This window comes from Pedobacter cryoconitis, assembly GCF_014200595.1.
Classification (GTDB): domain Bacteria; phylum Bacteroidota; class Bacteroidia; order Sphingobacteriales; family Sphingobacteriaceae; genus Pedobacter; species Pedobacter cryoconitis_C.
In genome coordinates, this window is sequence record NZ_JACHCG010000008.1 from 26,233 (window position 1) to 35,968 (window position 9,736).

Annotated in this window: 13 protein-coding genes and 2 pseudogenes; 4 read left to right on the plus strand and 11 right to left on the minus strand. The window is 38.2% G+C overall.

From position 1 onward, the window contains the following. Window positions 1-62 precede the first annotated feature (62 nt). Window positions 63-986 (plus strand): hypothetical protein, encoded by a 924-nt coding sequence (locus HDE70_RS26850; protein WP_183892376.1) that lies wholly within the window; start codon window positions 63-65, stop codon window positions 984-986. A 165-nt stretch (window positions 987-1,151) separates the two neighbouring features. Then, a complete protein-coding gene (locus HDE70_RS26855) occupies window positions 1,152-1,487 on the plus strand; it encodes a hypothetical protein (protein WP_183892377.1) in 336 nt (111 codons plus the stop codon). A 326-nt stretch (window positions 1,488-1,813) separates the two neighbouring features. Here HDE70_RS26855 and HDE70_RS27390 read toward each other — a convergent pair whose 3' ends face one another. From HDE70_RS27390 to HDE70_RS26865, 3 genes are all read right to left on the minus strand, one after another. Beyond that, window positions 1,814-2,083 (minus strand): hypothetical protein, encoded by a 270-nt coding sequence (locus HDE70_RS27390; RefSeq protein WP_260162110.1) that lies wholly within the window; start codon window positions 2,081-2,083, stop codon window positions 1,814-1,816. A 54-nt stretch (window positions 2,084-2,137) separates the two neighbouring features. Continuing rightward, window positions 2,138-2,353 carry an ORF6N domain-containing protein gene (locus tag HDE70_RS27395; RefSeq protein ID WP_260162111.1) on the minus strand — a complete coding sequence of 72 codons (216 nt, stop codon included), beginning with the start codon at window positions 2,351-2,353 and terminating at the stop codon, window positions 2,138-2,140. Window positions 2,354-2,492: 139 nt separating this feature from the next. Next, on the minus strand, window positions 2,493-3,158 hold the full coding sequence (locus HDE70_RS26865) for a site-specific integrase (RefSeq protein WP_183892378.1): 666 nt from the start codon (window positions 3,156-3,158) through the stop codon (window positions 2,493-2,495). On the opposite strand from HDE70_RS26865, the gene HDE70_RS26870 reads away from it, so the two are divergent. After that, a complete protein-coding gene (locus tag HDE70_RS26870) occupies window positions 3,151-3,348 on the plus strand; it encodes a transcriptional regulator (protein ID WP_183866170.1) in 198 nt (65 codons plus the stop codon). The genes HDE70_RS26865 and HDE70_RS26870 overlap by 8 nt on opposite strands. A 20-nt stretch (window positions 3,349-3,368) precedes the next feature. Further along, the gene (locus tag HDE70_RS26875) at window positions 3,369-3,719 is read left to right on the plus strand and encodes a helix-turn-helix domain-containing protein (RefSeq protein WP_183892379.1); all 351 of its coding nucleotides are present in this window, start codon (window positions 3,369-3,371) and stop codon (window positions 3,717-3,719) included. Window positions 3,720-3,878: 159 nt separating this feature from the next. Here the strand turns inward: HDE70_RS26875 and HDE70_RS26880 are convergent, their stop codons facing one another. From HDE70_RS26880 to HDE70_RS26915, 8 genes and pseudogenes are all read right to left on the minus strand, one after another. Then, window positions 3,879-4,166, minus strand: coding sequence for an immunity 53 family protein (locus HDE70_RS26880; protein ID WP_183866171.1), 288 nt, complete (start codon window positions 4,164-4,166; stop codon window positions 3,879-3,881). Between the two features lie 42 nt (window positions 4,167-4,208). Further along, window positions 4,209-4,805 (minus strand): annotated as a pseudogene (locus HDE70_RS27180) (RHS repeat domain-containing protein); the annotation flags it as partial. 40 nt (window positions 4,806-4,845) lie between these two features. Beyond that, window positions 4,846-5,262: a hypothetical protein gene (locus HDE70_RS26890; protein ID WP_183892380.1), complete on the minus strand. Its 417-nt coding sequence runs from the start codon at window positions 5,260-5,262 to the stop codon at window positions 4,846-4,848. Beyond that, window positions 5,228-6,127, minus strand: a complete 900-nt coding sequence (locus HDE70_RS27400) for an RHS repeat-associated core domain-containing protein (RefSeq protein WP_317617441.1) — start codon at window positions 6,125-6,127, stop codon at window positions 5,228-5,230. The genes HDE70_RS26890 and HDE70_RS27400 overlap by 35 nt, the downstream gene beginning before the upstream one ends. Window positions 6,128-6,191: 64 nt before the next feature. After that, window positions 6,192-6,581 carry a hypothetical protein gene (locus tag HDE70_RS26900; protein WP_183892381.1) on the minus strand — a complete coding sequence of 130 codons (390 nt, stop codon included), beginning with the start codon at window positions 6,579-6,581 and terminating at the stop codon, window positions 6,192-6,194. Then, window positions 6,571-7,269 (minus strand): annotated as a pseudogene (locus HDE70_RS26905) (RHS repeat-associated core domain-containing protein); the annotation flags it as partial. The pseudogene HDE70_RS26905 and the gene HDE70_RS26900, both read right to left, overlap by 11 nt. 30 nt (window positions 7,270-7,299) lie before the next feature. Next, on the minus strand, window positions 7,300-7,683 hold the full coding sequence (locus HDE70_RS26910) for a hypothetical protein (RefSeq protein ID WP_183892382.1): 384 nt from the start codon (window positions 7,681-7,683) through the stop codon (window positions 7,300-7,302). Window positions 7,684-7,687: 4 nt separating this feature from the next. Further along, the coding region (locus HDE70_RS26915; RefSeq protein WP_260162112.1) for an RHS repeat domain-containing protein at window positions 7,688-9,736 on the minus strand (2,049 nt) is incomplete at its 5' end.

Sequence of the window (9,736 nt, forward strand, 5' to 3'; positions counted from 1 at the left end):
TATTCTAAAATAAATTATATTTAATTATTACAATAAAAAAAATCATAAATCAACCTCTAGACATGAAGAATCCCATCATTACTCTAAGCCTACTTTTCATCACTCATATTATTCACGCACAAACAGCCGCTCAGTTATTTGTATCGGATACGCGAAATATCAGCGAATTACCCAATTACTTTAGAAATGTAGCCAGATTTGATTTTAAACAAAAGGAAATTATAGGTTTACCTGCTGTTAACGGGACATATACAACCATGCTTACGGTCGCTCCCTGGGTTGATGCTACAGGCGACCTTAACCATCAGCTGAATTTCAATAACGATGGGCTTTTCTATCGCAATGGATTAAATGGTAGTGGGTGGTCTGCATGGAGTAAAATTGTACTATCAGAACCATCTAACAGAATAGTCGTTAACGCCGGACAATCAGCAATTATATTAAAGCCCGCCCAGCAAGATCATACCTATATGGAGTTTTACGCAAGAACAAGTACGCCAGATGTAAGAAGTGCCTGGTTCGGCTATGGGGCTAGAGGAACAAATAACCTACAACTCACCAATGAAATTGCAGGAGGCCCCATATCGATTATTACTAATAGTGGTAACGTTGGGATTGATACCACAACCCCAAAAGAGAAACTCTCGGTGAATGGAAATATCAGAGCAAAGGAGATTAAAGTAGAAGCTGAAAACTGGCCAGATTACGTATTTGAGCCTTCATACACACCCATGCCATTATCAGAGTTAGAATCATACGTATTTAAGAACAAACATTTACCCGGTGTTCCAACCGCAAAAGAAATAGAGATAGATGGGATTGAACTAGGGAAATTGAACAAAATGTTAGTTAAACAGCAGGAAGAATTGATTCTGCATTTAATAGAGCAAAGTAAAAAAATTGACGACTTAATGAGGCAAGTAAAGGAACAGCAAATAGAAATTAAAGAAGTGAAGGCAGGGATGAATAAAAATGTCATCAAATAACAATAGCCTGATCAGCAAATTTGACTTTTGTTATTTTCTAAATATATGATCTTTATCAGTCACTCTGACTATCCTTGTACTTTTCACAAAAATAACATCTCTTTAATAGAAAATCATGAAATAATTTTCAATATATTTAGAATTAATCTAACTAATCCTACCCTTATGAAAAAATTAATGATCAATGCGATGATTGCTGGCTGTATGCTGGGATCACTTACTCTACAACCAGTAATGGCCGCAACAGATGCAATTGTAAAAACCAAAGGTACCAGTATCAACTATGGCAAGGTAAAGCAAGGCAGATATATTGTCTCTTTATATGGAGATAGCGCCCAGAATTTCACTAGTGCAGAGGTATATGACACAATCAGTGGTACCTGGCTAAACGTAACGTCTATTACAGGAAAGATTTATCCTGATGGTAAGGCAAGTGCGGTGATCCGTTATGACAATGGAACCAAGACCCTATATGTGGTGAATCAATTATTTATTGAGTAATACAAATAAGCCCGGCGGATAGCTGGGCTTATTTGTTCAATTATTTACATCTCTTTAATATTCATCGGTAGTGTCAAGAAAATCGCCTTTTTTATATTTTATTAACTTTTGTAATATCTTAACGTCGGCGATGTCTTGTCGACAGCCGGAGACTTGTTTATTGCACTGTTTGGCAGTGAAAGCCGATAGCCTGGCTTACAACTTCTTTTTCAGAAAGCACTTTGGCTATGAGCTGGAACGAGAGCGGTGGCCGTGGGTGGGACGAGCGGCTATTTAATATAATACCCATTATAATACCAGCACTGGGATTTAACCAAAGTCATTTATTACTTTGCTGCGTTTATAATGTGTATTACCTTATTTAGCTTCGGGCCGGTTTCTCCGGCAGCAGAGTGAACGGAAGGACAGCAAAAGACAGAGAAAAGCGAGCTCTTGCGAGCTGGCTGGATTTTGATTCTACCAGTATTGGGATCATCTTTCTTTTCCAGTAATTCATCCAGATACTGGAATACAACTTCCATATTCTTGTCCTGATTGTCTAACTTTTTCTTGATCTTTTCTACCTCCAGGCGTAGTTCTGTATGATCAGTTAACAATTGCCTGACCCGGGTGAATATCCTGATGATCTGTATATTTACCTCTATAGCCGTTTAACTGTTAAGCACACTCGATAACATCGCCACCCCCTGTTCAGTGAAAGCATAAGGAAGCTTCCGTAAGCCCACTTTCTCTTTATTGGATATCACATTTTGTGATTTCCAATCTGACAACTCTACTGCGCTCAGCTGAAACATGAAGTCAGCGGGAAAGCGCTTTTCATTCCGCTTGATAGCTTGATTCAATACACGGGTTTCTACCCCGTACATTTCAGCAAGATCACGATCCTCATTATTTTCTGACCTCTGACTAGATAGATTTTATTGATGATTAGCTCATCAGATATGGTTATGGGTTTATACTCACTCATATTACAAAGGTATTCAGGTATGTATTCAACCTGGTTATTTATTTTAGTGGATGATGTTTATTTAAAGCCTCTTTCAGGTTACTGGTTTGATAGCATTCGGTACTGCTCACATATTTATGCCATGCCATATATTGAACTGTCCGTAAGTCTTTTTCTTTCAACCATTCGGTAATCACGCTTTGACGAAATTGTACTGCATTTTTATATTTAGGGTTCAGCCTGCGTAAAGCCTGGTTCAGGTGATATAAGCTGTTTTTGATATTTTCACAACCATTCATACTGATGAACAACTGACTGGTTTGTTCAGCTGGTTTCATTGTTTTAGGTTTTCTCCCGGAACGTTCTGCTATTCTGTTAGCAAAGATTTTAGAACGGGTTATATGGATATATTCATACAGTTCCATGATCTGTAAAGCTTCCAGTTTGAGCATCCTGCTGTTACTATTTCCTGTTGCCGGGACATAGACCTTTCCTTCTTTTAACCTAACATGTTCTGCCTTCAGCTGATGCAATTCCTGACTAGTCAAACCCTGATAGACCAGTAAAGACAAGATGACTTTATTGCGCTGGCTCCGGTCATCTTTGACCGCATAACTTTCATACAAAACTTCCAGTTCTTGTTTTTCCAACAGGTCATGGGGAACAGTCCGGATACTTCCTTTAAGACTGATACCGGCAGCAGGATTATACTTCGGCATGACCATGGACCAGGTGGTGCATTTTGACAATCAGCCTGTAGAGGTTACAATTCAGGACAAGCCTAATTTTGAACAGGTCAACCTGATCAACCAGCTGGATGAGGAAGACCGCAATGTGGTGTTTAAGATCATTGACACCATGCTCACCAAAAAGAAGTTCAAGGATTTTTTCAACAACAACATTGCTGCTTTATAGCAGCCTTTTACATAAACATTATGGCAGAAACAATTCATATCGGCAGAAAGATCAGCCGTAGACGTGAGATCAGGGGCATTAAACAAGATCACCTAGCTATTGAGCTAGGCATTAGCCAGCAGACGATATCCAAGATCGAGCAAAGCGAAACAGTAGAAGAAGAAACACTTGGCAAGATCGCAAAGGTTTTAGGGGTTACACCTCAGGCCATCAAGAACTTTAGTGAAGATGCCATCATCAACTACTTTCACGATCAGAGTTCTTTTAACTTCCAGTGTATCTTTAACCCGCTGGACAAAGTAATGGAACTTTATGAACGCCTGCTGCAAGCTGAACGGGAAAAGAACGAACTCTTAAAAGGCAGTAAGTAGCACTATGGGGCAGAAACCTAGTTGCGACGGTTTCATTTCTCCTTCGCTCATAAGCGAAGGCAAGTAGTTTTTGGGTACCCAAAAACACAACTTGCAGGTACAAAAACAACAATATAGACAACAAAGCCCAACATTTCTGATGGACTTTGCATAACATTTCTATAATTGGCTGAAAGACTTAAAACTTTCTATGAGATGCTTGAGCTTATTAGCATCTCCATAGCCTATAAAACGCTTCCCGTCCGAACAAATCTTTAGCCAGTCATCTTCCGACTTATCAACAAATACTTCGGCAAGCTGTTTGCCTTCCAATGGAGTATTAATCAAATCAATTTTGATAGACCAACCGGGATTATCCAATGTTTCTATTAAAACACCAGATGTATGCTCCCAATCTCCATCGCAATTATCAATATACCATTTCGATATCCAATCTATTAGTTCCATATTAATTATTCTTTTTTGGTAATTCCTCTGGTTTTGCCGGCCTCACTTTATCTTTTTCATGCACATGCGGCGTAGGTGTTTCTGTACCTGTTTTTTATCAAAATGGGGCTTACCTTTAACATCTACTCTCTTGACTTCATCAAAACCACTTGGATTTTGAGGGTTTTTCTTATAAGTAGCAGTATTTGTAATTTCACCGTCCTCAGAACGCTTTAATGTAGAGTGATCACCATCGGCTTCTGAATCAGGTTTAACCTTATTCTCTTTTTTAGTACCCTTGTCATCTTTAGCCTTAGATGTATCTTCCGTTTTTAATATAGCCTGAAGTTTAGGCCGAGAAACACTAGTATTATCCTGAACAGAGTAATCCCTATTTCTTGAATAACTATTAATGCCATTCATCGTAATTGCCGTTGCCGTTAATGCAGCCCCTGTAACCACAACATGCGTTACAGTAATAGCCTCATATGCCGCTACACCCAATTCAATCAGACAAGGCCAACAATTACCATCCGGATCAATTCGACTTATTGGATTATTTCCAGCATAGGCAAAAGGTGAAACATTAATCTGTTGTGGATGATCAGCCAGCTTATCAACCACGTTCCACCTTCCAATAACCGGGTCATAGAACCTAGCGCCGTAATCGTACTCCCTTACACGTTTCGGTAATCAATATCTATTTTTTCCATTCCTTTATTCTGAAAGAGGTTATTATCGAATCCTTTGAATAAGTAAACTCCAAATCTTTCGAATAAATAGGATCGATATCACTACCATAGTCAACAATAATACTATATGTTATTAAATTATCCTTTGTATTATCAGGGCTACCTAAAAGTTTGATTAAATCATTATAACTTAATCCAACCAGTTTATGATTAGTAGTTAAATCATTAAGCATCTGTGGCCGGTATATAGAAGGAAAAACATTATCGATTTTTTCCTTCCATTTATTCTGTTCAAAATTAATTTCCTGATTACATGATGATACAGAAATTAACACAATTACAAATTGTAATACTAAAAGCAAAATCCTATAGTGTCTTAACATATTTTCATTATTTAATAGCAGATCCAGTTTCTTTCTTGGCATCCGCTGTACGTTTCAATTCCTCAGTAAAAGAATAGCCATCATTATTTAACTTTCTAAAAACTTTACTTAAAGATTTGTACTGCTGATTACTTATTTTAGTGCGAGTCATTTTAAATGAACCGTCATCTTGTTCACTAGCCGTCCATAATCCATCTGTTTTAAAAGTATCCAAAACCTTTAAAGCAAGATCTTTCATATCCATTCCCTCATTTTCATCACCGATTGATCTACCAATTTCATTATTCGTTAAATCAATTCTTTCATCTACTCCCTCAAGGGTACTGAAAGATTTATTAGAATAATCTACACTCCAGTTACTATTAGGATTATCTTCATGAGCAAATCCAACCTGACTTGCTACATCCCTTCCAAATCTGCTTGTAATAGTAGCTTGCCATAAGGTATGTCTAAACGCATTAACCTGACTCCCTTGATTTCCCATTCCAGCTGGTTCATTTAAAACAGAACTATTAGCTGTAGATGAGCTTCCTCTTGTTGAAAAACGTGCTGCATTAGTAGAAATATTTCTTGCTCCTTTGCCAACTGAGCCAATAGATATAGCTGCTACAGGATGTCTTAACGCAAACAGAGTTGTTCTCCACCATTTAGGACCAGGTCCTTCGGGAGCCATACCATCAGGATCGATAAACCTAATCGGATTATTAAAAGCATAATTATAAGGAGAATGCCGTCTCATCTTCTCAGAGAGCGGATCAAGCGTGCTCCACCTTCCAATCACCGGGTCATAGAACCTAGCGCCGTAATCGTACTCCTTTATGCAACTTTTTTTAGGTTTGCCGGATTTGCTGGCCGCAATTTTCAGTGCTATAAAGAACTTTCCTTTCCCGTAAAGTTGGCGCTTTATTTGAGTTTACTGGTTGGAGTTTTTATTGAAGATTTTACTTTCAAGGTGCGAAACTATGAACGGATTATTGCCATTTTACATCTGGGACTTTTGTACTAACAATGTCAATAATGCCATCTGCATGCTTAATAATATAATGAAGCGTTGGTTCGTTCTCAATTATCTTATAACTCTGTAATACTAACAAATCAATATAATTTGAATCCTCACAAATAAACAATGGCCATGCTGATTTCAGCACCAAATGGTCATCTAAGTTTTTAAGTATACAAGTCTCGGTAGTACTTTGGTAAGATAAAACAAACAAGCCAAACTGTATAGAAATCGTATCGTCACTATCTTCACCTCTTAAAACAATAGTTAAACCGCCATAATCATCTATTATACTATCTAGAAATAGTTCTGAAGGTATATTATTTATTGGTTCCCATTTTTTAAAATTTTCACTTTTCATATCTCCATTTTATTGTACTACCATCTGGATTCGTTACATGTAATGTTGGGTCATCTCCAGGAGTACTGCTTCCATTTCTAACATTAATTTTTCTACCATCTGGCAATGTCCCCATTCTACCATTTTTTTCAGGAATTGTACCTGTGACATTGGAACCTAAAGCATCATAATCTTTATCAGCTTGAGTCATCCCACCCTTTCTCTTGTAAAATTTATTATTTTTCTTATTTTTTATCTTGATCGGTTCTGATTCTGTTTCCAAGTCCTCTACCGTTTTCTCAGAATAAACAATAGGGTTTCGAGTAACGTGGTCACTCGATTGGTCGTTCATATTTGTTGGCCACAATAGCAAACCAACAAATATAAAAAATGGATTCGGTAAAGTGGGAGCACTTATTCTTGATCCTGGAAGAGAAATTGGTCTTGTTAAAGGAAGTGCAATATTAGCAGTACTTGTCCTTCTTGAAGCCGTTATATTCACCTCCTTCAACTGTATTGTTTTCTTCTTAGGAGGATCCTCTTGCTGATCCTCTACAGCCATACCATCAGGATCAGTAAATCGTATTGGATTATTCATCCCATAGTTATACGGAGACAAATGATCATACATTTCAGCTAAAGGATCTGTCACGTTCCACCTCCCAATCACCGGGTCATAGAAACGAGCGCCGTAATCATACTCCTCTAACTCTTCCTGCTTCTTCTTTTAATCATCAGATCAATGAGTTGCGCGTGTTATATGTTTTTTCCTTAGTAATTGTGTTATTAGAAAGGCAATAATTGCAACTAAAAATATCCATTCCTTATACCTCATTGTCCAGTAAATAAATGGACTACTAACAATAAGCCACTCTATTAATAACTTAACTTTAAGGTTATTTTGATTTCGTGTAATCAGCAACAAGTCTAATACTATTAACGCAATTACAAATATACCCCAAAATATCATTCCATATCCGCAAACTAATATTAAAGCTGCAAATATCGCTTGAAATAAGTTGTGTGATATACTTGTATCTGTTAAGTTCAAGATAATAGCGTACAAAAGAACTACTAAAAACACGCCTAAAAGATTAATCCAATTTGTCTTTATAACTTTCATAATACTATTGTTGTACTGTTGGTTTATTTTGGTTCATTTTATTCCACTCAGCTGTTGTATATTTCTTATTACCTTGTTGAACACCTGTAAAAGTTCCTTTATTATCCATTGAAATTGTAAAATTGGCTGACATCATAGGTCTGTCATTGTTACCCGGAAGACTGGAATAAGGATTTCCATTTGCCGCACTTACACCTATGAACAATTGATTCCCTTTTGTATCCCCTATCATTGTTTCAGCAGAAGGAAATGCATCACCTGTTTGTACAGCATTAACTTGTAATGTGCCAGCTTTATCATTTTCAGTTAATTTGAAGTTGGTATGCACATCAATATCAGATGACCCCTTTACTAATGGGTTATGACCTGCTAAAGATGATGTAAAGGAAACAGTATTACTTCCGTCCTTGTTTTCAGTAGACTTAAAATTTGTTATACTACCCTTATCATTTTTCGCAGTTGCTGTACCTAACCACGGATGTTCAGAGGGGCTGGAATTAGTTTTCAATCCTGTATATGATCCCTTGGCAGGATCAACCGTAAACGATTGAGCTACACGAGATGTGGCAGTTAACGAAGTACTGTATCCTCTATTATCACCTGCAAATCCCCCACCAAATGTTTTAAACGGTGCAAAAGATCGAATCCGTACCGGAAACGGCCACATCCCATCAGGGTCAATATTACTGATTGGATTGTCACCACCGTAATTATATGGACTCCACCTTCTATCTATTTCGGCTTTAGGATCAAGGCTTGCCCACCTTGCTATCACCGGGTCATAGAACCTCGCGCCGTAATCATACTCCCCTAACTCTTCCTGTAATTCCTTCTTATTGTAAAGATACTTGTTATCATTCGATCCACGCAGTACTTCTTTCCTTAAACCAAATGCAAAATAATCATCTTTTTGCATAACTTCAATCCCTACCCCCGGAAGATTGTGAAATGTTGCCCGGTTATTACCAAGATGATCAGTCAGCATATATTCATAACTGTATGTCCCGTTGTTATTCCTGGCCATACCTTCCTCAGTCGTAATGATATCAATTGTACCATCAGTCTTGTGCTGAATACCACCAATATAATCAGTAACCACATTACCCACCTTTTTTCTCAGCTTATTTCCTGTTGCGTCATAAGTATAACTGATGTTCTGACTTCCTGTAACCGTCTCCGGCAGGTTCAGGTAATTATACGTTAACTTAATATCTTTCTCACTGTCACTTTTTAGATTACCATTGTCATCATAAGCGTAACTGCTATTGGTAAAGCCTGTTATTTTAGTCAGCTGGTTACCTGTATACCCACCACTATAGGTATTCACTTTTCCATCCCTGGTCAGGGTCTTGATATTACCCACCACATCATAACTGATACTTTCTCCCAATCCCGGTGATACCGCATCGGTTAACCTGTTCAGTTTATCATAATTATAGGTAAAAGTATGGTCCAATTTACCAGCTCCTCTTCCCCAAACCTGACCCGAAATATTCCCGTTCCACTGCGACCCCTCCTCATATTTCAACTGCAAATTGAACTCATTGCTCAGGCTTTTGCTTAGCCAGCCTCTTTCATTGTAAGCATAACTGGTTTGTTGCAGATAAGAACCACCATTGTTTACACTGTGCAGTTGTTTGTTAACCAGCTGCCCGGTTTCGGTATAATCCAGTTTGCTCAGTACCACCTCGCCCTGCCCATTGATATTCTCCAGTGTGGCAATCCTGCGCCCCATGTGGTCATAGAAATAACGGTTGGCAATGTTGGTTGCTACCCCGGTACTGCTTCCGGTATGACTCCTTGTACTGGCAGTCAACTCTCCTGCAAAATTATAAGTATTGTCAATGATGTCCTTCCCGTCCAGATGGTTCTGACTCTTAGTCTGTAATACCCGTCCTTCAGCATCATAATAATGAACTGAAAGCAGCATTTTAGTAGACCCCAAGACATTTACCCTGGTTCCCGTCAACAGCGATTTGGTACGCAATGCGCCAACCTGGCCATCACCAGGTTCACCGAAAGTATTGTCCGGAAAGCTATAATCATCATAGTA

Coding starts and splice junctions, on each gene's coding strand:
- HDE70_RS26875 (WP_183892379.1), top strand. CDS start 3,369: ATGGCAGAAACAATTCATATCGGCAGAAAGATCAGCCGTAGACGTGAG.
- HDE70_RS26855 (WP_183892377.1), top strand. CDS start 1,152: ATGAAAAAATTAATGATCAATGCGATGATTGCTGGCTGTATGCTGGGA.
- HDE70_RS27395 (WP_260162111.1), bottom strand. CDS start 2,353: ATGTACGGGGTAGAAACCCGTGTATTGAATCAAGCTATCAAGCGGAAT.
- HDE70_RS26870 (WP_183866170.1), top strand. CDS start 3,151: ATGACCATGGACCAGGTGGTGCATTTTGACAATCAGCCTGTAGAGGTT.
- HDE70_RS26865 (WP_183892378.1), bottom strand. CDS start 3,158: ATGGTCATGCCGAAGTATAATCCTGCTGCCGGTATCAGTCTTAAAGGA.
- HDE70_RS26890 (WP_183892380.1), bottom strand. CDS start 5,262: ATGCCAAGAAAGAAACTGGATCTGCTATTAAATAATGAAAATATGTTA.
- HDE70_RS26910 (WP_183892382.1), bottom strand. CDS start 7,683: ATGAAAGTTATAAAGACAAATTGGATTAATCTTTTAGGCGTGTTTTTA.
- HDE70_RS26850 (WP_183892376.1), top strand. CDS start 63: ATGAAGAATCCCATCATTACTCTAAGCCTACTTTTCATCACTCATATT.
- HDE70_RS26900 (WP_183892381.1), bottom strand. CDS start 6,581: ATGAAAAGTGAAAATTTTAAAAAATGGGAACCAATAAATAATATACCT.
- HDE70_RS26880 (WP_183866171.1), bottom strand. CDS start 4,166: ATGGAACTAATAGATTGGATATCGAAATGGTATATTGATAATTGCGAT.